Raw genomic sequence first — 22,855 nt, forward strand, 5'->3', positions numbered from 1 at the left:
ACGGCGCACGCGCCGAAGGGAACATCACACGGCGGCACCAGGCACTGGCACTGCGGAGGTACGGATGCGGCGGACGGCCCCGGAAGGTCACGGCCCCGTCCGGTTCGGGCCGCCGCTCCCCGAGGACGGGCTGCCCGTCCTGCCGGAGCTGTCCGCGGTGCTCGCCGCCGCGGCGTCCCGCGGCGCCCACGAGCCCGTCGGCGGCGGCCGGGCCCTGCGCGAAGCCGCCTGCGGCCACTGGGACCGGCGCGGGCTGCACTGCGACCCGGACCGGGTGGCCACCGCCCCCGGCTCGCCCGCCCTGCTGCTCGCCCTGACCGCCGCCCTCGGCGGCGACGTCCTCGTACCGAGACCCTGCGCCGCCTGGTGGGCGCCGTACGCACGCCTGCTGGGGCGCCCCGTCTTCCATGTGCCGACCCCGCCGGAGAGCGGCGGCGTTCCGGACCCGTACGCCCTGCTGGAGACCGTGCGCCGGGTCCGCGCCGAGGGCGGTGACCCGCGCCTGCTCGTGCTGTCCGTCGCCGACGACCCCACCGCCACCGTCGCCCCTCCCGAACTGCTCCACGAGACCGTCGAGGCCGCCCAGGGGGAGGGCCTGCACCTCGTCAGCGACGAGACCTGGCGCGACACCCTGCACGACCCCCACGACACCGTGCTGCTCAGCCCCGCCGAGATGGTGCCCGACCGGGTCACCGTCGTCACCGACCTGGCCGGTGCCCTCCTCCCGCCCGGCTGGCCCGCCGCCGTGGCCCGCTTCCCGGCCGGTGCGGACGGCGAGGACCTCCACGCGCGCGTGCTCGACGTCCTCACCGCCCTCGACGCCCGTGTCGCCGCGCCCATCGCCGCGGCGGCCGGATACGCCCTGGGGGAGCCGGAAACGGTCACCACGCGCGTGGCGGCCACCGTGCGCCTGCACGCGCTTCTGGCCGCCGAGGCGCACGCCGCCGTCGTCGCCGCGGGAGCCCTCGCCCGGCCCCCGCGCTCCGGCCGCCACCTGTACGTCGACCTGGCCCCGCTGCGCCCCGCGCTGACCGCGCACGGCGTCGGCGACGCACAGGAACTGGAGGACTTCCTCAGCGCCCGCCTCGGCATGCCCGCCCCGGGCGGGCACCGCTTCGGCGACGACCTCGAAGCCCCGCGCGTGCGGCTCTCCACCGGCGCACTGGTGGCCGGTTCCGACACGGAACGCGCGGAATGCCTCACCTCACCCGCACCGTTGGAACTGCCGCAGGTGCACCGCGCGTTGAGCCGACTGAAGTCGGTCTTCGACGATCTCCGCGACGAAGCTCGGCGATGGGAGCCTCCTCGATGACGCAGCAGTCCGAGTCGACCACCAGCTCGACCGTCCGGGAAGCCGACGAGCCCGGAATCCCGTCACCCGTCGCACCCCCGTACCCGCCCCTGGCCGAACCCCGGCCGCTGGCCGAGCGGCGGGTGTGGCCGCGCACCTTCCATGACCGGCTGACCGCGCCGCTCCCCGGCCTGAAGGCCATGGCCCGCTTCGCCCGGGAGGGCGCGGTGAGACCGGGCCCGGAGGGCCTCGCCGACATCCCCCGGCTGCCCTACGCCCCCGCCCCGCTGCCCCGCGTCGACGCCCGCACCGTCGCCGTCACATGGGCGGGGCACGCCAGTTGGGTGCTGCGCATCGGCGGACTGACCGTCCTCACCGACCCGGTGTGGTCCCGCCGCATCCTCGGCACCCCGGCCCGGATCACGCCGGTGGGCGTCCCCTGGGAGGACCTGCCGCGCGTCGACGCCGTCGTCATCAGCCACAACCACTACGACCACCTGGACGCCCCCACGCTGCGCCGCCTCCCGCGCGACACCCCGGTGTTCGTCCCGGCCGGGCTCGCACGCTGGTTCCACCGCCGCCGCTTCACACGCGTGACGGAGCTCGACTGGTGGGAGGCGGCCGAACTGGACGGCGTCCGCTTCGACTTCGTCCCCTCCCACCACTGGTCCAAGCGCAGCCTCACCGACACCTGCCACAGCCTGTGGGGCGGCTGGGTCCTCACCGACCAAGGCGGCCAACGCGTCTACTTCGCGGGCGACACCGGCTACGGCCACTGGTTCTCCCGCATCGGCCGCCGCTATCCCGGCATCGACCTGGCCCTGCTGCCCATCGGCGCCTACGACCCGCGCTGGTGGCTCCGTGACGTCCACTGCGACCCGGAGGAAGCGGTCCGCGCGGCCCAGGACCTGGGCGCGCGCCGGATGGCCCCCATGCACTGGGCGACGTTCGTCCTGTCGGCGGAACCGGTCATGGAGCCCCTGACGCGGGTGCGTGCGGCATGGGAGAAGGCGGGGCTGCCCCGCGAGGACCTCTGGGACATGCCGGTCGGCGCCTCCCGGGTGCTGTCCGGGGACTGACCTCAGGAGTGGGAGGAACTGCGCACCCGCCGCCACACCGCCGGCACCACGCTGAGCAACAGGGTCAGCGCGATCGCCGCCACCACGCCCTGCCACGGCTCGGCGAACAGCGACCCCCCGAGGATCCCGATCAACTGGTACGTGGCGGCCCAGGCCAGACAGGCCGGCAGGTTCCCCCGTGAGAACCTCCGCAGCGGCCACTCAGCCAGCAGACAGGCCAGCATCACCGGGATGCGCCCCGCCGGCACCAGCCGGGACAGCACCAGCACCGCCACCCCGTGGGCGGAGAGCTTCTCCTGCGCCTGCTCCAGCCGGTCCTCCGGCGCCCGCGACCGGATCGCCTCCAGCCACCGCGACCCGTTCTTCGACGTCAGCCCGCGCCGCCCCAGCCAGTACAGCGCCGCATCGCCCAGGAACGCCGCCAGCGACGCCGTCACGAACACCATCGCCAGTGAGAGGGGCGCCGTCCGGTGCACGGCGACCACCGCCGCCGAACTCACCAGCGCCCCCGTCGGAATCACCGGCACCAGCGCCCCGGCCAGCACCAGCACGAAGAGCGTCGGATACCCGATCGCCTGCTGCGTGGACTCCGGCACCACCGACGCCGGTGTGACGGCCGACGCCGCGAGCAGGAACGCCGGCGCCAGGGGCGCGGACCAGCTCACCGGGCGGCCTTCACGCGCACGCTCTCCCCGTGCCCGAGCCGGTGCACCGCCACGCCGGGCGCCTCCCGGGCCGCCAGCCGGACGAACTCCTCCCCCGGCGCGTGGAACTCGTGAGGGCGCACGGCGTCCATGCCGATCGGCCAGTACGTGCCGTAGTGCACCGGCACCGCGCTGTGCGGCGCCAGCCGTGCCAGTGCCTGCGCCGCCCGGCCCGCGTCCAGGTGTCCCTCGCCCAGGTGGGGCCCCCAGCCGCCCACCGGCAGCAGCGCCACCTCGACCGGCCCGACCTCCTTCGCCATGTCGTCGAACAGCCCGGTGTCCCCGGCGAAGTACGTCCGGGCCTCGCCGGCTATGACATAGCCGAGGGCGGGGGAGCGGTGCGGTCCGAACGGCAGCCGCCGCCCGTCGTGCCGCGCGGGTACCGCCCGTACGACGATGTCGCCGACCGGGGTCTCGTCCCCGGGGGCCACCTCGCTCACCCGCAGGTGCGAGAGCCGGCGCAGACCCGGCACCGCCCGGCGCGCGCCCCGGGGCACGAGCAGGCGCGTGCCCGGAGCGAGCCGCATCAGCGACGGCACGTGCAGGTGGTCGGCGTGCAGATGCGACACCAGCGCCACGTCGGCGTGCAGGGCGCCCGGGGGCGGCAGCGCTCCGCGCCGGCGCCGCAGGTGCGCGAGCCGGCGTGCGAACAGGGGGTCCGTGAGCACGCGCACGTTCGAATCCTCGACGGTGCAAGTGGCGTGACCCCACCAGGTGATCTCCACCGGCACTTCTTTGCCTCCTTCGCGCGACTCCCCCGAAGCCTACGTGCAGGAGTAGGGTCGGCGGCGAAACCGGAGGTGAGGGGGACGCCATGGTGCCGGTGCGGGTCACGGCGATCGCGAGTCTGACGCCGCTCGAGGAGCTGGACGACGATCCGTTCCTGGTGGACTCCCGCAGCCAGCACGCGATGTGCGCCCGCTGGGCCGCCGAGCGGGGCTACGTGGTCAGCCGGGAGTTACTGGTCCGGGGACTGCGGCCCGACCACGGCGCCCTGTGGGACGGCGTCCGGCCCGGCCACGACCTGTTCGTCGCGCCCAGCCGGCGGGTACTGGAGAGCGCGCTCGCCTCCGTCGAGGAGTTCACCGCCGAGTGCGCGCGGCGTGGTGTACGCGTCGAGACGGTGGGGCATGCGGAACCTGCGTACGACGCGGCGATGAAGGCCTGCGTGCACCGACGGCTGTCGATGCCGACGGCCGGCTACGACGGCCGCTGACGTCCTCCTTCACCGGGGTGTGACCTGGGGACGAAACCGCCCGGCCGGGCGTTGAGACACTGTGGGGGAGGACCCGCGACGCTGCGGGCCAGGGACGTGAGGTGGCGGGGCGTGCGGGGCGTGCGGTGGCGGCGGGTCGCGAGTCAGGTGGGGCGGAGTGTCGCCGTGTGGGCGGTCTCCACCGTCACCATGCTCGTGCTCGCCGGGATCCTCCCGGACTTCCGGCTCCGCTCGGAGAACGGCGACAGCGCCACGGACATAGCCGTCACGGCGGCCTTCGGCGCCGGCGCCTTCGGTCTGCTGTCGGCCGTGGTGTGGCCGCTGCTCGTCCGGCTGCTGCTGCTCGTACCGGCGCTCGTGCTGGGGCTGCTGGTGTTCTTCCTCAACGGCGCCCTCCTGCTGCTCGCCCTGCACCTCAACCCCGCCGAGCGCGGCGCCGCCGCGCCGGAGACCGCCGTCGTGGTCGCCGCCGTGATGTCCGCCGTGGCGTCCGCGACCGGTGCCGCCCTGGCCGTGCGGGACGACGACGCCTACCGCCGCAGGCTGTACCGCCTCTCCGACCGCCGCCGCCGCTCCGGGCCGCCGGCCCCCGCCGGCCCCGGCACGGTCTTCGTGCAGCTCGACGGCGTCGGCCACGACACCCTGCTCGACGCGGTCGGCAAGGGCCTGATGCCCACCGTCGCGCGCTGGCTCGACATCGGCGACGGCGGCCGCCCCACCCACCGGCTCACGCCCTGGCGCACCGACTGGTCCAGCCAGACCGGCGCCAGCCAGCTCGGCATCCTGCACGGCAGCAACCACGACGTCCCCGCCTTCCGCTGGTACGAGAAGGACACCCGCGAGGTGGTCGTCTGCAACCGCCCCACCAGCGCGGCCGAACTCCAGCGCCGCGCGATCGGGTACGCGGGGCACGGCGGGCTGCTCACCGTCGACGGCGCCAGCCGCGGCAACCTCTTCAGCGGCGGCGCCGAACAGCAGGCCCTCGTGCTGTCCATAGCGGCCCGCCGCCGCACCCGCGAGAACCGCTCCCGCGCGGGCTACTTCGCCTACTTCTCCGACCCGGCCAACGCGGTGCGCACCGCACTGTCCTTCTTCGCCGAGGTGGGCCGGGAGATCGGCCAGTCCACCCGGGCGCGCCTGCGCGAGCAACGCCCGCGCGTCTCCCGGGGCGGCCTGTATCCCCTGGTCCGGGCCTTCGCGACAGTCGTCGAACGGGACGTCGTCGTCGCCGCGGTGACGGGCGACATGCTCGTCGGCCGTACGGCCGTCTTCGCCGACCTGGTGGCCTACGACGAGGTCGCCCACCACTCCGGCCCGGCGAGCCGCGACGCGCAGAAGGTCCTCGAACGCCTCGACCGCTCGCTCGCCCTGATCGAGAACGTCGCCGAGCACGCTCCGCGCCCGTACCGGATCGTCGTGCTGTCCGACCACGGCCAGAGCCCCGGCGAGACCTTCCGCTCCCGCTACGGCCTCACGCTCGGCGACCTGGTGCGGGCCGGCTGCGGCATGCCCGTGTCGCGCAAGGCGGAGCGCACCCGCAGCGGGGCGGAGGCCCGCGCCGCCGTGCGCGCCGCGCTGCGCTTCCCGGTCGCGGAGGGCGGCGACCAGCACCGCCCCGAGCCCGGCTCGGAGCCGATCGTGCTGGCCTCCGGCAACCTCGGCCTGGTCTCCTTCCCGGACGTCACGCACCGGATGAGCAAGGAGGAGATCGACGCCCGCCACCCCGCGCTGCTGCCGACCCTCGCCAACCACCCCGGCATCGGCTTCCTGCTGGTCCGCAGCGACCGGCACGGCGGTGTCGTCCTCGGCGCGTACGGCGCCGAGATCCCGCTGGCCGACCTCGACGACGAACCGGGCCCGCTCGCTCCGTTCGGCCCGGGCGCCGCCGACGTGATACGGCGCACGCACGCGTTCCCGCACACCGCCGACATCATGGTCAACTCCATCCACGACCCGGCCGACGGCGAAGTCCTCGCCTTCGAGGAGCAGATCGGTTCCCACGGCGGCCTCGGCGGCGCCCAGGGCAGACCCTTCCTGCTGTCCCCGCTCGGCATTTCCGCTCCGGTCGCCGAGGGCGAGGAACTCGTCGGCGCCGAGCACGTGCACCGGATCCTGCGGCGCTGGCTGCGCGAGTCGAACGGACCGCAGGTGCCGCTGGAGACCACCGAGGAGGAGCACGCCGCCTGACATCCGGTTGCGCCCACCCGACCCCAGGCCGGCAGAGGGCAGGTCCTTCGCGTGAGTTGAGCCGTAGTGTGATCGGATGGGGGACACGGGGCCCGGAGACGGGCCCGCACGCGAGTCCGCATGCGAAAGGAAGAACTCGTGGCTACCACGCGCTCCGCACACACGGTCTGGGAAGGCAACCTGCTCGAGGGCAACGGTGTCGTCACCTTCGACTCCTCCGGCGCCATCGGCGAGCAGCCGGTCACGTGGGCCTCGCGCGCCCAGGAGGCGAACGGCAAGACCAGCCCCGAGGAGCTGATCGCGGCCGCCCACTCCAGCTGCTTCTCCATGGCCTTCTCCAACATCCTCAACAAGGCCGGGACGCCGCCCACCAAGCTCATCACCTCGGCCGACGTCTCCTTCCAGCCCGGTGAGGGCATCACCGGCATCCACCTCACCGTCGAGGGCACCGTCCCCGGCATCGACGAGGCTGCCTTCCAGGCCGCCGCCGACGAGGCCAAGACCGGCTGCCCGGTCAGCCAGGCCCTCAAGGCCACGCCCATCACGCTGACCGCCAAGCTCGCCTGACCTGCCGCACGCCCGTCGCGCGGGCCCGCCCCCCAGGGGCGGCCCGCGCGTCGTCGTCGGTTCACCACCCCCGGCCGGGGTATGAACCAGACGCCTCGAACCGCCGGGCCGGAAGGAACGCGATGCTGCCGGGAACGTCCCCGAACGCGACGGTGCTCGACTCCGCCACCCGTGACCGGACCCGCGTCCTGCTGCTGTTCAGCCTCTCCGGACGGCTGCGCCCCCAGGACGCCACCCTCGGCGCCTTGGTCGACCGCTACGACTACGGCCGCTTCGCCTCCCACCTGATGACCAGCCAGGACGTGCTGCCCGTCCCGGTCCTCGACGAGCAGGTCGCGCCCCGGCGGCTGCGGCTGCCGCACGGCGACCACGGCCTCGGCCTCGCGTCGTTACGGATCCTCGTCGTCACCACCCCGCGCGGCGACGCCACCCTCGTCGTGGACTGCGCCTTCGCGGGCGAGACCACCGCCGGCGACCTCGCCGTCTGGCTGGCCACCACCTGCTTCGACCGGGAGCGGATCGAGCTCGACGACCGCCCGCTCCCGCAGACCGTGGCCGCGCAGCTCGGCGGCCGGCCCCTCGCCCTGGGCCAGAACGTGCACCAACTCGTCTTCCCCGGCGGCCGGTTGCAGCGGGAACTGCTCGGCGCCGACGAGGCCCGCAAGGCGATCCTGCTGAACGAGATCGTCTACCGAGGCCGGATGCCGTGGAACCCCGCCACCCCCTACGACACGCGCCTCGCGCCGCACCTCAGGAACCACGGCCTCACCCTGTCCGCCCTCGGCCGGGGCGTCTCCGTCCAGGCCGGCTGGGCCCCGCACGTGGAGAACGGCCTGGCCCTCGTCGCCGTCGGCATGATCTCCGCCCTGTCCGTGCTCCAGCGCACCCGGCTGGCGGCCTTCGCCATGATGAAGGCCAACGAACAGGCCCTGACCGACTCGCCCACCGAGATCCGCTCCCTGATCTCCCGCCTCTCCGCCGGTGTCAACGAACTCCAGCTGGACCTGGCCTTCGGCGTCGAGGCCTACGTCGACAGCCTGCTGATCCCCGAGATGGTCACCGAGGCCTTCCAGTCCTCGCTGGGCGGCGCCCTGGGCATCCGCGACAGCCTGGAGAACTCGGCCCGCATGGTCGAGCGCCTGACCTCGGTGATCAGCGCCCGCTCCGCCGCCCTGGACGCCGAACTCGCCGAGCGCGACGACCGCCGCGACCGCACCGTCTCCGGCCTGGTCGCCGCGGCCACGCTGATCGCCCTGCCCCCGACGCTGCTGCTGGCCTTCTTCGGCGTGAACGGCACGAACGTCGACGACCACCGCTCCATCCTCGACCTGCGCGCCTACGGCACGGCCTACGCGCTGGCCTGGCTGCCCTTCGTCGTCCTCGTGCTGATCGGCTGGGTCCTCCTCGGACGGGTCCGCACCCGCTCCGGCTCGCTGCTGCCCGCGCCCGACGACACCTTCGCCCCCGTCCCGCCTCCTCGCTCGCCCTCCGGGAACCCGCGACCATGACGCCACGCCCCGCCGTCTCCGCCCACCGGGGCGGTTCCGAGCACGCCGGTCCCGCCACCTGGGAGGCGTACCAGGACGCGATCGAGTCCGGCGCCGAGTACGCCGAGTTCGACATCCGCCGTACCAGGGACGGGGTCCTCGTCGTCTACCACGACCCCAGGATCGGCCCCGCCGGGCCGCCGCTGTCCGTGCTCACGTACGCGGAGCTGTGCGAACGCGCCGGGTACGCCGTGCCCGTGGTGGACGAGGTCATGGCGCTGATCGCCGGGAAACTCGTGGCCCACCTGGACCTCAAGGAGACCGGCTACGAGCGGGAGGTGGTCGACCGGGCGGTCGCCCTGCTCGGCGCGGACGGGCTGGTCGTGACCACGCTGGAGGACCGTTCCGTCGCCGCCGTCAGCCGGGGCTTCCCCGGTGTGCGCACCGCCCTGTCCCTCGGGCGCGACCGCAGGGAGCTGGCCCTGGCCCGGCTGCCCGGGACCCGGCTGAGCGAGTTGTTCCCGGCCCGCCGCATCCGGGCCTGCGGGGCGCACGGCGTCGCCGTGCACCAGCGCCTGGCCAGGACGAACGTGCTGCGCGAGGCGACCCGGCACGGCCTGTTCACCATGGTCTGGACCGTCAACGACGACGCCCTCATGCGGGCCTTCCTCGCCCACCCGCGCGTCGACGTGCTCGTCACCGACCGGCCCCGGCGCGCGGTGGCCCTGCGCGGGCCGATCACCCCGTCGCGGCATTGACAACAGCGCACTCAAGTTTTGTGCTGGAGAGTGGGACGAGTCGTCGCCCTGGCGGAAGGGGACAGCGATGGGACGAGCGGTCGGGATCGACCTCGGAACCACGAACTCGGTGGTCGCCGTGCTGGAAGGCGGCGAGCCCACCGTCATCGCCAACGCGGAAGGGGCCAGAACCACACCCTCGGTCGTGGCGTTCGCCAAGAACGGCGAGGTGCTGGTCGGAGAGGTGGCCAAACGGCAGGCCGTGACCAACGTGGAGCGCACCGCCCGCTCGGTCAAGCGGTACATGGGTGACGCGCACTGGCGCTTCCCCGACGAGGGCGACGTGGACGGCACCCGGTACCGGGCGCAGGAGCTGTCCGCGCGGGTGCTGCAGAAGCTGAAGCGGGACGCGGAGTCCTACCTCGGCGAGGACGTCACCGACGCGGTGATCACCGTGCCCGCCTACTTCGACGACTCCCAGCGGCAGGCGACGAAGGAGGCCGGGGAGGTCGCGGGCCTGAAGGTCCTGCGGATCATCAACGAGCCGACGGCCGCGGCCCTCGCCTACGGCCTGGACAAGGAGAACGAACAGACGGTTCTCGTCTTCGATCTCGGGGGCGGCACCTTCGACGTGTCGCTGCTGGAGATGGGCGAGGGCGTCATCGAGGTGAAGGCCACCAACGGCGATACGCACCTCGGCGGCGACGACTGGGACCAGCGGATCGTCGAGTACCTGATCAAGCGCTTCAAGGGCCAGAACGGCGTCGACCTCGCGAGCGACAAGATGGCGGTGCAGCGGCTGCGCGAGGGCGCCGAGCGGGCCAAGATCGAGCTGTCCAGCTCGACCGAGACGACGATCAACCTGCCGTACATCACGGCCTCCGCCGAAGGGCCCCTGCATCTCGACGAGAAGCTGACCCGGGCCCAGTTCCAGGAGCTCACCGCCGACCTGCTGGACCGCTGCAAGGCGCCCTTCCACCAGGCGGTGAAGGACGCCGGTGTGCAGCTCTCGGCGATCGACCACGTGATCCTCGTCGGCGGCTCGACGCGGATGCCCGCGGTGACGGACCTGGTCAAGGAACTCACCGGCAAGGAGCCGCACAAGGGCGTCAACCCCGACGAGGTCGTGGCCGTGGGCGCGGCGCTTCAGGCGGGCGTCATCCGCGGCGACGTGAAGGACGTGCTGCTGCTCGACGTCACCCCGCTGTCCCTGGGCATCGAGACCAAGGGCGGCATCATGACCAAGCTCATCGAGCGCAACACCACCATTCCGACCCGGCGTTCGGAGATCTTCACCACGGCGGCCGACAACCAGCCCTCCGTCGGCATCCAGGTCTACCAGGGCGAACGCGAGATCGCCGCGTACAACAAGAAGCTCGGCGTCTTCGACCTGACCGGGTTGCCGCCGGCGCCGCGCGGTGTGCCGCAGATCGAGGTGGCCTTCGACATCGACGCCAACGGCATCATGCACGTCTCCGCAAAGGACCTGGCGACCGGCCGCGAGCAGAAGATGACCGTCACCGGCGGCTCGGCCCTGCCCAAGGACGACATCGACCGCATGATGCGCGAGGCCGAGCAGTACGCCGACGAGGACCGGGGGCGTCGCGAGGCCGCCGAGACCCGCAACCAGGCCGAGCAACTCGTCTACCAGACCGAGAACTTCCTCCGCGAGAACGGCGACCGGGTCCCGGCCGACACGAAGTCCGAGGTCGAGTCGGCCGTCGCCGAGGTGAAGGAGCAGCTGGAACAGCAGGCGGACACCACCGCTCTGCGCGCCGGCGTCGAGAAACTCGCCTCCGTCAGCCAGAAGATGGGCCAGGCGATGTACGCCCAGGCGGCCCAGCAGGCCCCCACCGAGGAACCCCACGGCGCCCCCCAGGACGAGGAGGGCGTGGTCGACGCGGAGATCGTGGACGAGGACAAGGACCAGGGCGCCGGGCGGGACGGGAAGAGCGGACCGGACCAGGGCTGAGCAGTTCTAGCGGAACGCGGCGACGTGGCGGTGGGCCCAGTCGGCGAAAGTGCGGGGCGCGCGGCCGAGGACGCGCTCGATGTCGGGGCTGATGCGCCGCTCGGCGGGAGTGGGCTCACCCAGGATGGCCAGCGTCGTCTCCGCCACGGGTCCGGGCATGAACCGCAGCAGCTGCGCGCGGGCCTCGTCCCGGGTCTGCTCGGCGAAGCGGACCGGTTCGCCCAGCGCCTCCGCCAGCGCCCCGGCGCGCTGCCGGGGCGTGCTCAGGGCGGGCCCGGTCAGCTCGTACACCTGTCCGGCGTGCCCGTCCTCCCGCAGCGTCGCCGCGGCGACCTCCGCGATGTCGTCCGGGTCGACGGTCGGCAGCCCGACGTCCCCGAACGGCGCGGCGACGGTCCGCAGGGCGCGGACGGACTCGGCCCAGGCGTAGGCGTTGGAGTCGAAACCACCGGGGCGCAGAATCACCCAGTCCAGGCCCGACCCCCGCACGGCGTCCTCGATGGCCCGCCCGACGCCCCCGTGGGAGGCCGACTCCGGCCGGGTCGCGACTCCCTGGGAGGAGAGCAGCACGACACGCCGGACCCCGCCGTCCCGGGCCGCGTCGAGGATCTGACCGGGGTCCAGCAGATGAGCGTCGGCCCCGCCGTTCTGCAGGAACAGCGCGTCGGCGCCGTCCAGCACGGGCCGGAGGCTGCCGGCGTCGGTCAGGTCCGCCGGGCGGCCCTGGACCCCGTCCGGCAGGTCCGCGTCCGAGACTCTCCTCGATGTCGCCGTCACCTTCTCCCCGGCCCAGGCGAGGGCCTGGACGAGCGATCGGCCCACGTTCCCGGTCGCACCGGTCACCACGATCATGAGCAACTCCCCTGTTTCACGGCCTTGTTGCCGATGTCGTGGACGCTAACACCGTGGTTATAGTAGGTACCTAGAGGAAAGTGACTATCCCAAAGGGGTGCGCATGGGCGTGGAGACGACCCGGGCGGCGTCCGCCGCCACCGTCCCGGAACTCGCCTGCCCGATCAGCGCGGTCGTGGATATCGTGTTCAGCCGGTGGACCACGCCGATCCTGTGGACGCTCCACACCCATGGCCGGCAGCGCTTCGTCGAGCTGGAACGACGCATCGGCACCATCACGCCGAAGGTGCTGACCCAGCGCCTCAGGCAACTGGAGCGCGACGGCCTGGTCGTGCGCACCTACCACCCGGAGGTCCCGCCGCGGGTCGAGTACGAGATCAGCGACCTCGGCCGCAGCCTCGCCCCGCTCTTCGCCCACCTCGCCGACTGGTCGGCCGCCCACCTGGACGAGGTCGAGCAGGCCCGCCAGGCCTACGACAGCGAGAGCTAGCGTCCCGTGGCGACCGGCGGCAGTGTCGCGCACACCGCGTCCAGGACCGTCGCGTACGGCGTGCCGAAGTCGGTGAGCTTCGACCGGAGCTGGTCCAGGCCGTCCCGGTGCTCCGCCAGCAGTCCGGTGTTGCCGGTGCGGGACGCGAACTCCAGGACCGCGGGCAGGAAGTCCGGTGGCTCCTCGCCGGTGGTCTCCAGGCCGTGCGCGCGGTACAGCTCCTCGGAGGGCGCCGGGGCGGCCTCGCGCCAGACGCTCAGATACAGGCTGTGGTCGTGCCCGGCCTCGAACACCTCGACGTAGTGCGCGGCCAGTTCCATCGGCGGGGTGACGGCCGCGTGGTCGGCGAACTCCCGCAGCTGCGGGGCCGCTTCGCGCAGCAGCGGCAGCCGGGCGCGGAAGTCGTCGTCGGGGTACATCAGGCACAGCGCCGCCGCCTGGTACAGCACCTCGAATCCGGGCATCGGACCTCCTTCGCGTGCGCTCCCTTGCCTGCCCCGTCATCCCGACGCTAGGGGCGGGCCGGGGAGCACACCTGCCGACGGCGCCCGTACGGGTCAGAACCCGTGCCATGACGTCAGGGCGCGGGGGAGCGGCTCAGTAGTGCTCGCGGTACTCCCGCAGCAGCTCCTCCGTGCGCTGCGCGGAGCCCGCCCCGGCCGTCATGTGGTCCAGCACCTCCAGATGCGCCGAGACCTCCTTGCGGGAGTCCAGGTACAGCGCGCCGGTCAGATACTCGGTGAAGACCATGTCGGGCAGTTCCGGCTCGGCGAAGCGGAACAGCGAGAAGGGGGCGTAGGTCCCCGGATGCGGGCCGTCGGCGAACTCGGCGATCTGGAGGGTGACCCGGTCGCGCGCGGCGTACTCCAGCAGCTTGTCCAGCTGGTCGCGCATCACCCGGCCGTCCACGCTCACCGGGCGGCGCAGCACCGTCTCGTCCATGATGACCCACAGGTGCGGCGGGTCCGGGCGGTCCAGGAGCCGCTGCCGCTCCATGCGCAGCGACACATGCCGGTCCACGGCCTCCGGCCCGGCGTTCGCGATGGTGCCGGACTGCATCACCGCCCGCGCGTACCCCTCGGTCTGCAGCAAGCCCGGCACGAAGTGCGGCTCGTACGACCGGATGATCCGGGCCGCGCCCTCCAGGCTCACGTACAGGCTGAACCACTCCGGCAGCACGTCGTGGAACCGCTGCCACCACCCCGGCCGGTTCGCCTCCTCGGTGAGGTCGACGAACGCGGTCACCTCGTCCTCGGCCACCCCGTACGCCGTCAGCAGGATCTGCACGTACGGGATCTTCAACGCGACGTCGGCCGTCTCCATCCGCCGGACGGTCGCGGGGGCGACCCGCAGCACCTTCGCGGCCTCGTCACGACTGAGGCCCGCGGCCTCGCGCAACTCCTGCAACCGCTTGCCCAGGACCACCTGGCCCACGGTGGGTGCGGCCCGCCGTTCACTCACGCCACGCCTCCCCAACGCGCCCACGCCTGTGATCAGTCTGTCACGTCCGCTCGGCGGCATCACAGGTCTCAACCCAAGAAGATCCCCGGAAACGGAGGAGCGGGCCGGGCATTACCCCGCGGGTAATCGACCGGACGCCGCCGGAACGGGATCGTGAACCCACCGGTTCCCGGGCCGGCGCACTCCGGCCCGTGAACCGGCCCCAGCCGCCGCACCACGACCCGACGGAGGGTGATTCCCCATGTCCGCGATCCAGCTCGCCGCACTCGCCCGGACCTGTGAGCCGCAGTCGATGCTGCGCCGCTTCCTCGCCCTGGACGCCGTCGTGACCGGCGGCAACGCGCTCGCCTACCTGGCGTTCTCCGGCCCGCTGGGGAGGTTCCTCGGAGCCGACGCCACGCTGCTGCTCGCCCTGGGCGCGTTCCTCGCCCTCTACGCGGCGGGCGTGGGCCTGCTGGCCGCCCGCAGGCAGCCGCCGGCGCTCGGCGTGCGGGCCGTCGTCGAGGCCAACCTCGCCTGGGCGGTGGTGAGCCTCGTGGCCCTGGCGTTGTGGCTCACGCCGAGCACGCCGGGCGCCGTGTGGACGGTGCTCCAGGCGCTGGTCGTGACCGGATTCGCCGTCCTCCAGCACATGTCCCTGAAGACGCGTCAGGACATGAGCTCCTGAAGGTACTTGACCGTCGCCGGGTCGGCCGGGAGCAGCGTCTCGATGGCCAGCTCGGCGACCGTCACGTCCATCGGCGTGTTGAACGTGGAGATCGAGGAGATGAACGACAGCGTCCGTCCCTCGTGCTCGATCCGCAGCGGCAGCGCGAAGTACGGCACCGGCTCCGACGGCTCCTGCGCCGGATCCGCGTCGGGCACCGGATACGCCGCCACCTCCTCGTACAGCGCCCGCAGCGGCTCCGAGCGGCGCAGCGCGATCTGCCGCTCCATCTGCTCCAGCAGATGCCCCCGCCAGGCGCGCAGATTGCGGATCCGGGGCGCGAGGCCCTGCGGGTGCAGGGCCAGCCGCATCGCGTTCAGCGGCGGCTCCAGCAGCGACTCGGCGACACCGTCGACCAGCGTCATGATCCCCCGGTTGGCGGCCACCACGTTGTACAGCGCGTCCACCACCAGCGCCGGATACGGCTCGTAGCCGCCGATCAGCCGCTCGATGCCCTCGCGCAGCGCGCCCAGCGCCGGGTCGTCCAGCGGGGTCTCCGGATAGCGGGGGGCGTAACCGGCCGCCAGCAGCAGCGCGTTGCGCTCCCGCACGGGGACGTCCAGATGCTCGGCCAGCCGCAGCACCATCTCCTCGCTGGGCCGGGAGCGGCCGGTCTCGACGAAGCTGATGTGGCGGGCCGAGGAGTCCGCGCGCAGGGCCAGCTCCAGCTGGCTGACCCGCCGCTGCTCCCGCCAGGCCCGCAGCAGCGGGCCCACGCCCTGCTCGGCGGTGGACGCGTGAGTGGTCATGCCGGGGACGGTAGTCGAGAACCGGTCGTCCGGGACAGACGCACCCCTGTGACCAGGGCTTCGGCCGCTCCTCTGTGGCAGGCTGAGAAGACACCGAGGACACCGCGGCCACGGAAAGGAGCGCAGCCCATGCCCGTCGAACCGCTGTCGCACAAGGAGGTCGAGGACCGGCTGGCCGAGCTGCCGGGCTGGTCGCTCGACAAGGACCACCTCATCCGCTCCTACCGGCTGGGCTCGCACTTCGCGGCGACGGCGATGGTCGTGCACATCGCCCAGGTCCAGGAGGAACTGAACCACCACTCCGACCTCACGCTCGGCTACAACACCGTCTCCTTGGCCGTGCACACGCACAGCGCGGGCGGCGCCGTCACCGAGAAGGACTTCGAGCTCGCCCGCAGGGTGGAGGACCTCGCCCCCGGGCACGGGGCACACTGACCGGGTGCTCGACTACGACAAGGAAGCGGAGCGGTACGACGCCTCGCGCGGCGGCGAGCCCCGGGCGGCCGCCGCCGCGGAAGCCGTGCTGCGCCTCGTGCCGCCCGGCACGGGCCGTCTGCTCGACGTCGCCTGCGGCACCGGCATCGTGACCCGCCGGCTCGCCGCGGCCCGCGAGGACCTGTGGGTGACCGGCGTCGACCTCGCCCCCGCGATGGCCCGGCAGGCCTCCGTCCGGCTCCCGGGCGCCGTCGTGCGCGCCGACAGCCGCCGGCTGCCGTTCCGGGGCGGGCAGTTCGACGCCGTGTGCAGCGTGTGGCTGCTGCACCTGGCCGCCGGGCCCGCCGAGGTGCGGAGCATCGTCGGCGAGTGCGCCCGGGTCCTGCGCCCCGGCGGGGTCTACGTCACCACGGTCGACAAGGCCGCCTCGCACAACGTCGGCAGTGACATCGATGTCGTCCTGGCTTCCCGGCCGCCCAGCCCGGCCCGGGACGCGGCGGCGGACGTCGAGTCCGCGGCCGCCGCCCACGGCCTGCTGCCGGCCGGGCGGGCCCGCTTCACCGGGCACGGCCAGGGCCGCAGCCCCCGTCGCACCATCGCCGACCTGCGCCGGGGCTGGTTCGTCACCCTGCCGCCCGGCGACCCCCTCGCCGACGGCTTCGCCACCCGGCTCGCCCACCTCCCCGACCAGGAACGGCCGCGCCCCGACCCGGTGTTCAGCCTCCGGTCGTTCCGGAAGACGTGAACACCGGGTGGCGGAGAACCGGAGGAGCGGTACCACAACCCCGGTGACCGCCCGCTCAGGCGACCGCGCAGGTCTGCTCACCCAGCTTGAACGCGGCCGGTTTCGCGTTCGTGTCCGAGCGGCTCGCGGTGAACCCGAAGCTCACCGACGACCCCGCCGCCACGTTCGCGTTCCAGGCGACGTTCTTCGCCGTCACGGTCGAACCCGACTGTGCCGCCTCGGCGTTCCAGGCCTGGGTCAGCTTCTGGCCGTCGGTGAAGGTCCAGGCGAGGGACCAGCCGGTCCAGGGGCCGGTGCCGGTGTTGGTGAGCTGGACGTCCGCCTGGAAGCCGCCCGACCACTGACTGGTGATCTTGTAGGTGACCTTGCAGGCGCCGGTCGGTGTCGGGTCGGGGCCCGGCCCCGGGTCCGTGGTACCGCCGCCGGAGCTGTCGCCGTAGAGGACGCCGCGGCCGTTCGTCGAGACGTAGACACGGCCGTACACCCGCGGGTCGCCGGTGATCGCGGCGCCCGTCCAGCCCCACTGGTGGGCGTCGTCGTTGATGCGGGTCCAGCTCGCGCCCTTGTCCGTGGAGCGGAAGACGCCGCGTACGCCGCCGATCTTCGCGCTGGTGTAGAGGGTCTGGTAGGAGGCGCCGGGGGCGGCCTTGCCGAAGCCGATGGTGTCGGCCTGCTCGACGTTCGAGAGCTTGGTGAAGCTCGCCCCGCCGTCCGTGGAGTGCCACAGTCCGTACGCGCCGTCCGCCGCGCCGCCCGCCAGCCACACGTCGCCCTTCCCGCCGGGCAGCGCCTTGAAGCGGACGCTGTCGCCGCCGGGCAGGCCACTCGCGGGTGACTCCTTGAACGTCGCCCCGCCGTCCGTACTGACGTAGAACTTCCCGGACTTGAAGCCGTAGAAGGTCTTCGCGTCGACCCGGTCCGACTCGACGATCGCCCCGGCGGGGATCCCGGCGGAGGCCTGCCATGAGGTGCCGAAGCCCGTCGCGTGGTGGACACCGGCCCCCTCGGGGCTCCACACGAACCGGGTGCCGTCGGCCGCCGACGCGACCGTGCCGCCGCCGCTCACGCCCGAAGGGTCGGTTCCGGCGAACCAGTTGGCGCCGTTGTCCGTCGAGAACGCGATGTGCGGCCCCGAGTCCAGGTTGCCCGTCCGCACCACCGTGTTCGGGTTCGACTCGGCGAAGTCCAGACTGGTGGTCGTCGTGAAGTTCGGCTGGGTGAACATCATCGTCGGCACCTTCGTCAGGTCCGTGTGCCGGAAGCCGCCGATGTCACCGAGCGCGCTCAGCAGTGGGGCGCCGGACAGGGGAGAGGCGAGGTCGTTGACCGCGGTCTCCTCCAGGCCCCGCACCATCGGTTTGATGGCGAACTTGCTTCCGCTGTCCCAGTTCGTGAGGTTCTCGGTGCCGTAGACCGTCGCGCCCGTCCCGTACATCATGCGGTCGGAGTCGAACGGGTCGATCTCCAGGGCCTCGGTCATCCAGCCCAGCTTCGGCGTCTGCTCGGGCGGCTGCGGGTTCGCGCCCCAGGTCAGCCACGGCGAGGACGAGACGTCCATCGTGTAGCGGTTCTCGCGGTTCGGGTACGACGTGTAGTCCCACGCCTTGCTCCAGGTCGCGCCGCTGTCCGTGGAGCGGAAGATCTGGGTGTCCGGCCACCAGGCGCTGTACGCGGTCGCCATGACGGTGCCCGGCCTCTGCCGGTCCACGGTCAGCCCGCTGAAGCCGTAGGAGGTGTCCGCCTCCGCCACCGGGCTGATGTCCGTCCAGGTCCCCGTGCCCGTCGCGTACCGCCACAGCCGGCCCTTGCCGCCGTCGTAGGGTCCGCCCTTGTCGCTGTAGGCGAGGTACAGGTAGCCGTTCTTCGCGTCCAGGACGCCCTTGTGGGCGAGGTGGCCGGTGGGCTGCCCGGCCAGCCGCTGCCAGGTCGCGCCCGCGTCCGTCGACCGGTACACCGCGTTGTCCTTGTCGGCGACCCCGACGTAGATCGTCTTTGTGGCGGTCCCGGCCGTGCCCGTGGACTCGTCGAAGGTGACCCAGACGATGCCCTGGTTGTCGGACGCGTAGCCGCTCGTGTCGCTCGGGTCCTGGGCGTAGTTGCCGACGTTGGGGAAGTTCGCCATCTGCGACCAGCCGGCCCCCGAGTCCGTCGACCGCCACAGCCCCTTGCCGCTGGGCGCCCCGAGATACAGCACGCTGTTGCGGTTCGGGTCGACGGCCAGCCGCTCGCCCATGCCCCGCCCCGGCATGTTGCCGCCGAGCTTGAACGGCAGGTTCGCCTTCTGCCAGCTCGCGCCCCGGTCGGCGGAGCGCATGACCGCGCCGTTCTTCGGATCCCAGCTGTTCGTGTACGTCCCGACCGCCGCGTACACCCGGTTCGGATCGACGGAGTCGGACGCGATGCTGACCACGCCCGTGTGGCCCCAGTCGTCCCACCCGACCGAGTCCAGCAGCGGCGTCCAGGTCTTGGAGGACTCCTGCCAGCGGTAGGCACCCCCGATGTCCGTGCGGGCGTAGGCCAGGTTCTTCTCGGAACGGTTGAAGACGATGCCCGGTACGAACCCGCCCCCGTCGATCCGGGCGTTCTTCCAGGTGTACGTATCGGCGGCGAGCCTCGGCGCCGGGGGATCGGCGGCCAGGGCGGTGGGGGCACCCGACAGCAGACCGGCCGCCAGCGCCAGCACGGCCGTGAGAATACGGGTTCTTCGCACGGTGGGGGTCCTTCCGTGAGGGGGGGACGTGCGAGGGCCGGGCGGCCCCTGTGCGGGTGGAGCCGCCCGGCCGTGGTGGCCCCGCGTCAGGTGCGGGGCCGTGTACGCGGAGCTTCAGACGCTGTCTCGGGGGCGCGGGGCTGCATCGATATGCGGCTCCGCCGCGTGGGCGCGACCAGCCACATACGGCCCGCAGACCAATCCCGCGCCCCCGCGGAGCGCCCGGCGGGGGCTATTCGAGAAGCTCCGCGTACGAGCCCATGGCCAGGGCGATGTCCGCCTGAGCCCAGAACCGGTGGTACGTGAACGACGGCACCGCACCGCCCGAGAGATAACTCTCGATCTTCGACCAGGCCGGATCGTCCTCGTAGAAGGACCGGATCGAGTCGAACGTCGACGACGAGTTGATCGCGTCGCCGTTCGGCATCGTGCCCGTCCAGCCATTCGGGATGTACACCGGGTCGTCGAACCGGTTGTAGTCGGCCCGGTTCTCCGGGACCGCGATCCCGAGGGCGTCCTGGTGGTTGTCCCACATGCCGTCCAGCAGCCTCTTCGCCGCCGCCGCGGCCTCCGTGTCACCGGAGCGGTCCGCGTAGTACGTCAGGGTCTTGGCGTACGCGGCCGCCACACCGACGTCGTTGGTGTAGTCGGCGACGGTGACGCGCAGCCCGCTGTTGGCGCCGGGGCTGGAGGCGTTCCAGGTGTCGGGCTGGCCCGACCACTGGAGCGTCGACGGGATCCGGAACGTGCCGTCCGGGTTGAACGTGGTCTTGGACAGCGCCCAGTCGACCCACTTGTCGAGGACCGTCTTGGCCTTCGCGTTCCCCGTCTGCTGGTACAGCTCTGCGACGCGCTCCATGGACCACGCCTGGAAGCCGAACCACTGGTTGGACGGAGGGTCGTGGTACACGGGCTTCTCGTCGTAGTACATGCCGTAGAACGTCGACTTCCCGGCGGGCGGGGTCGCGTACCGGCCCGCCCAGCTGTTGGTCGCGCCGCCCGCGATGGCGCCCTCGCTCGACTGGAGCCAGCGGTAGAACTCCAGCTGCCGGTCCATGGACTTGGCCCAGTCCGCCGCGCCCGTCGCCGACTTGGGCTTCATGGGCGCGTAGTTGCCGAGCGCGTAGGCGGCCAGCGGGTTCTGGTAACCGCCGTGGGCGTGGCTGGAGCCGATGCGCCAGGCCCAGCCGGCGCTGGTGTCGGTGGCGCCGCCCCAGGCGTAGTACCAGGACATCAGGTAGAAGGAGGCGTCCTTGCCGGTGCCCGCCGGACAGGCCGACGGCCCGACGCAGTTGCCGACCTTCTTGAAGTACTTGTCGAACATGGAGTAGCGCAGGTAGTCGCCCATCTTGGCGGCCTTGCCCACCGTCGCGGAGACGGCGGAGCCCTTGCCCTGCTCCTTCGCCCACAGGTCCGCCCAGTAGGCCGCCTGCACAGCACGCGCGTCGGCGTCCGGGGCGTTGGTGAACTTCCACTGCTTGGCGTAGGAGGCGTCACCGGTGAACAGGTCGAGATAGCCGTTCTTGCCGCCGTACTTGAAGGCGTCACAGGTCGGCTGCGGCACCGTCTCCCACACCGACTCCTGCGCCCCGCGCTGGAAGGTGTTGATGTAGGACGGGCCGGTGTCCGAGGGGCCCGCCTCGCACTTGCCGGGGGAGTTGCCGTAGCCGTAGACGTTGTCCACGTCCTGCAGCCAGTGCATGCCGTAGACGTCGTCCGTGCCGTACGCGCTCTTCAGCTCGCCCGCGATGGGGTCGGACCCGACCGAGACACCGGTGTCGAGCTTGGCCGGATACTCGTTCGGCGTGTCCAGCTCGGGTGCGTAGGTGGCCGGCTTGGAGGCGTTGTAGAAGGAGTTGGTCGGCTGGTCGGCGTGGGTGGGGATCATGTACTTCTCCATGAGGTCCCACGCGCCGTTGAACTTCGACCAGTCACCCGTCACCTTGCCGTACATGGCCTGGAGCCACAGGAGGTAGCTGTATGCCTCCGACGTGGTCTCGTGGCCGTGGTCCGGCGCCTCGACGATCAGCGTCTCCACCGAGTGGTAGGGGATGCCTTCGGGGGAGAAGTAGCCGTTCGCCGGGTTGGTGATCTTCCCGTAGAGCTCCAGGAAGCGGGCGTCGTACATCTTCGCCGCCGCCAGCTGGGTCACGGTCACCGAGGCCTTCGCGTGGCCGTTGGCCGTCGATTCGAACACGGCAGATCCGGTGCCCGAGTTCGCGGCGGTGACGGTCACCTTCTGCGCGGTGTTCCAGTTCTGCGGCGTGAAGGTCAGCGAAGCGCCGGAGGAGACCGAGAGCCCCGAGTTGCCACTCGCCCGGGCCGAGGTCACCGTCACGTTGGCGGCCGGCTGCTTGGACAGCTTCACCTCGTAGGTGCCCGACTTGCCCGACTGGACGCCCAGTTGGAGAGGCGAGGCGACGACGGTCGGGCCGGAGGCCACGGTGATGCCGACCGGGGTGGAGTCGGCCGAGGCGCCCGTGCTGTCGTACGCCTTCGCCACCAGGGAGTGACTGCCCACGGCCAGGTCGGAGACGGACAGCGCGTACGGCGCACTGGTGTCCGTGCCCAGCAGCTCGGTGTCGTCGTAGAACTCCACCTTGCTGATCGTGGCGTTGTCCGCGGCGGCCGCGGTCGCCGCCAGCGGCACCGCCTGGCCCTGGGTGTAGACGGCGCCCGCGCTCGGACTGGTCAGCACGGCGATCGGCGGCTGGTGCGCGCCGGTGCAGGGCGTGCCGTTGACCGAGAAGGACGTCGGCGCGGTGTTGCTGCCGCTGTAGGAGAACTGGGCGCCGGTGGAGACGGCGGCGCCCGCGGCGACCCGCGCGTTGTGGGCGGCGTTCTTCACGGTGATGTTGCTGCCGGACTGCGTCCAGCTGCCGTTCCAGCCGTTGCCCAGCTTCTGGTTGCCGGCGTAGGCGTAGGTCAGCGTCCAGCCGTCGATGACGTCCGTGCCGCGGTTGGTGAGGGTCAGGTCCACCGTGAAACCGGAGCCCCAGTCGTTCGTCTTGTAGTCGACACTGCACTGGAGTGGCGCTGCCTGTGCGGGAGTCGACCCCGAGGAGAGCATCGTCAACGGAAGCGCGAGAGCTGCGAGGGCGGCGGTCCACAACCGCCGTACCGCTCCGCGTCTCCGGGGTGGGGGATGCATGGTGCTGGTTCCTCCTTGCGGCTCGGAGAAGTCAAGGCTTGAACCAGTGGGAGCGCTCCCATAGTGCGGACACGTCAGGTACCGGTCAAGGTCCTTGAAGAGTCGAAAAGATTCGACGCTCCGTGTTGAGCAAAAGTCAGCAACTCCCCTGTTCTTTACTGTCACTTGGCGCTACCTTCCTTGACACCAGTGGGAGCGGTTCCACCAGTCGACGCGGCCGTCACGGCGCGCCCGACCTGCAAGGAGTCGCTCATGCGACACCCCCCGCGTTCAGTACTTTGAGCCGCCGCCGGCGCGAGACGCCCGCGTGCGGCGG

Annotated in this window: 20 protein-coding genes; 12 read left to right on the forward strand and 8 right to left on the reverse strand. The window is 72.3% G+C overall.

Annotation, left to right across the window (positions count from 1 at the left end; all coding sequences use genetic code 11):
• The first annotated feature begins 64 nt into the window (after positions 1 to 64).
• Together QOL88_RS32700 and QOL88_RS32705 are read left to right on the forward strand one after the other, a co-directional pair.
• Entirely contained in the window at positions 65 to 1,312 is a 1,248-nt protein-coding gene (locus tag QOL88_RS32700; protein ID WP_097221848.1) for an aminotransferase class I/II-fold pyridoxal phosphate-dependent enzyme, read from the forward strand.
• Positions 1,309 to 2,370, forward strand: coding sequence for an MBL fold metallo-hydrolase (locus tag QOL88_RS32705; protein ID WP_097223283.1), 1,062 nt, complete (start codon positions 1,309 to 1,311; stop codon positions 2,368 to 2,370). Before QOL88_RS32700 ends, QOL88_RS32705 begins: the two co-directional genes overlap by 4 nt.
• Before the next feature lie 2 nt (positions 2,371 to 2,372).
• Here QOL88_RS32705 and QOL88_RS32710 read toward each other — a convergent pair whose 3' ends face one another.
• Both QOL88_RS32710 and QOL88_RS32715 read right to left on the reverse strand, forming a co-directional pair.
• On the reverse strand, positions 2,373 to 3,035 hold the full coding sequence (locus tag QOL88_RS32710) for a DedA family protein (RefSeq protein WP_097221849.1): 663 nt from the start codon (positions 3,033 to 3,035) through the stop codon (positions 2,373 to 2,375).
• Positions 3,032 to 3,805, reverse strand: coding sequence for an MBL fold metallo-hydrolase (locus QOL88_RS32715; protein ID WP_097221850.1), 774 nt, complete (start codon positions 3,803 to 3,805; stop codon positions 3,032 to 3,034). The genes QOL88_RS32710 and QOL88_RS32715 overlap by 4 nt, the downstream gene beginning before the upstream one ends.
• Positions 3,806 to 3,888: 83 nt before the next feature.
• Between QOL88_RS32715 and QOL88_RS32720 the strand changes: the two genes are divergently transcribed.
• The 6 genes from QOL88_RS32720 to dnaK all read left to right on the forward strand — a co-directional run bounded on the left by QOL88_RS32720 (position 3,889) and on the right by dnaK (position 11,240).
• Positions 3,889 to 4,290, forward strand: a complete 402-nt coding sequence (locus QOL88_RS32720) for a hypothetical protein (RefSeq protein WP_097221851.1) — start codon at positions 3,889 to 3,891, stop codon at positions 4,288 to 4,290.
• 111 nt (positions 4,291 to 4,401) lie between these two features.
• Entirely contained in the window at positions 4,402 to 6,477 is a 2,076-nt protein-coding gene (locus QOL88_RS32725) for a phage holin family protein (RefSeq protein ID WP_097221852.1), read from the forward strand.
• Between the two features lie 138 nt (positions 6,478 to 6,615).
• Positions 6,616 to 7,044: an OsmC family peroxiredoxin gene (locus QOL88_RS32730; RefSeq protein WP_030843761.1), complete on the forward strand. Its 429-nt coding sequence runs from the start codon at positions 6,616 to 6,618 to the stop codon at positions 7,042 to 7,044.
• A gap of 122 nt (positions 7,045 to 7,166) precedes the next feature.
• Entirely contained in the window at positions 7,167 to 8,552 is a 1,386-nt protein-coding gene (locus QOL88_RS32735) for a hypothetical protein (RefSeq protein ID WP_097221853.1), read from the forward strand.
• Positions 8,549 to 9,289, forward strand: coding sequence for a glycerophosphodiester phosphodiesterase family protein (locus QOL88_RS32740; protein WP_097221854.1), 741 nt, complete (start codon positions 8,549 to 8,551; stop codon positions 9,287 to 9,289). Before QOL88_RS32735 ends, QOL88_RS32740 begins: the two co-directional genes overlap by 4 nt.
• A gap of 67 nt (positions 9,290 to 9,356) precedes the next feature.
• Entirely contained in the window at positions 9,357 to 11,240 is a 1,884-nt protein-coding gene (gene dnaK, locus QOL88_RS32745) for a molecular chaperone DnaK (protein ID WP_097221855.1), read from the forward strand.
• Between the two features lie 6 nt (positions 11,241 to 11,246).
• Here the strand turns inward: dnaK and QOL88_RS32750 are convergent, their stop codons facing one another.
• Positions 11,247 to 12,092, reverse strand: a complete 846-nt coding sequence (locus tag QOL88_RS32750; protein WP_097221856.1) for an NAD(P)H-binding protein — start codon at positions 12,090 to 12,092, stop codon at positions 11,247 to 11,249.
• Positions 12,093 to 12,195: 103 nt separating this feature from the next.
• Here QOL88_RS32750 and QOL88_RS32755 point away from each other — a divergent pair, with 103 nt between their 5' ends.
• Positions 12,196 to 12,582, forward strand: a complete 387-nt coding sequence (locus QOL88_RS32755; protein ID WP_097221857.1) for a winged helix-turn-helix transcriptional regulator — start codon at positions 12,196 to 12,198, stop codon at positions 12,580 to 12,582.
• On the opposite strand, the gene QOL88_RS32760 is transcribed toward QOL88_RS32755, so the two are convergent.
• Together QOL88_RS32760 and QOL88_RS32765 are read right to left on the reverse strand one after the other, a co-directional pair.
• Complete coding sequence (locus QOL88_RS32760; protein ID WP_097221858.1) at positions 12,579 to 13,046, reverse strand: nitrate reductase molybdenum cofactor assembly chaperone; 468 nt, start codon at positions 13,044 to 13,046, stop codon at positions 12,579 to 12,581. The two genes, QOL88_RS32755 and QOL88_RS32760, sit on opposite strands and share 4 nt — an antisense overlap.
• Positions 13,047 to 13,179: 133 nt before the next feature.
• Positions 13,180 to 14,043 carry a Sco1979 family transcriptional regulator gene (locus QOL88_RS32765; protein ID WP_097221859.1) on the reverse strand — a complete coding sequence of 288 codons (864 nt, stop codon included), beginning with the start codon at positions 14,041 to 14,043 and terminating at the stop codon, positions 13,180 to 13,182.
• Between the two features lie 241 nt (positions 14,044 to 14,284).
• On the opposite strand from QOL88_RS32765, the gene QOL88_RS32770 reads away from it, so the two are divergent.
• The gene (locus tag QOL88_RS32770) at positions 14,285 to 14,710 is read left to right on the forward strand and encodes a hypothetical protein (RefSeq protein ID WP_097221860.1); all 426 of its coding nucleotides are present in this window, start codon (positions 14,285 to 14,287) and stop codon (positions 14,708 to 14,710) included.
• Here QOL88_RS32770 and QOL88_RS32775 read toward each other — a convergent pair.
• A complete protein-coding gene (locus tag QOL88_RS32775) occupies positions 14,692 to 15,498 on the reverse strand; it encodes a helix-turn-helix domain-containing protein (protein WP_097221861.1) in 807 nt (268 codons plus the stop codon). The two genes, QOL88_RS32770 and QOL88_RS32775, sit on opposite strands and share 19 nt — an antisense overlap.
• Before the next feature lie 129 nt (positions 15,499 to 15,627).
• On the opposite strand from QOL88_RS32775, the gene QOL88_RS32780 reads away from it, so the two are divergent.
• Together QOL88_RS32780 and QOL88_RS32785 are read left to right on the forward strand one after the other, a co-directional pair.
• Positions 15,628 to 15,933 (forward strand): 4a-hydroxytetrahydrobiopterin dehydratase, encoded by a 306-nt coding sequence (locus QOL88_RS32780; RefSeq protein ID WP_097221862.1) that lies wholly within the window; start codon positions 15,628 to 15,630, stop codon positions 15,931 to 15,933.
• A gap of 4 nt (positions 15,934 to 15,937) precedes the next feature.
• Positions 15,938 to 16,678, forward strand: a complete 741-nt coding sequence (locus QOL88_RS32785) for a class I SAM-dependent methyltransferase (RefSeq protein WP_097221863.1) — start codon at positions 15,938 to 15,940, stop codon at positions 16,676 to 16,678.
• A 55-nt stretch (positions 16,679 to 16,733) separates the two neighbouring features.
• Here QOL88_RS32785 and QOL88_RS32790 read toward each other — a convergent pair whose 3' ends face one another.
• Both QOL88_RS32790 and QOL88_RS32795 read right to left on the reverse strand, forming a co-directional pair.
• A complete protein-coding gene (locus QOL88_RS32790; RefSeq protein ID WP_097221864.1) occupies positions 16,734 to 19,388 on the reverse strand; it encodes a cellulose binding domain-containing protein in 2,655 nt (884 codons plus the stop codon).
• 232 nt (positions 19,389 to 19,620) lie between these two features.
• Entirely contained in the window at positions 19,621 to 22,539 is a 2,919-nt protein-coding gene (locus QOL88_RS32795) for a glycoside hydrolase family 48 protein (protein ID WP_097221865.1), read from the reverse strand.
• Positions 22,540 to 22,855: the final 316 nt, after the last annotated feature.

This window comes from Streptomyces sp. Ag82_O1-12 (assembly GCF_900182715.1).
Lineage (GTDB): Bacteria > Actinomycetota > Actinomycetes > Streptomycetales > Streptomycetaceae > Streptomyces > Streptomyces massasporeus.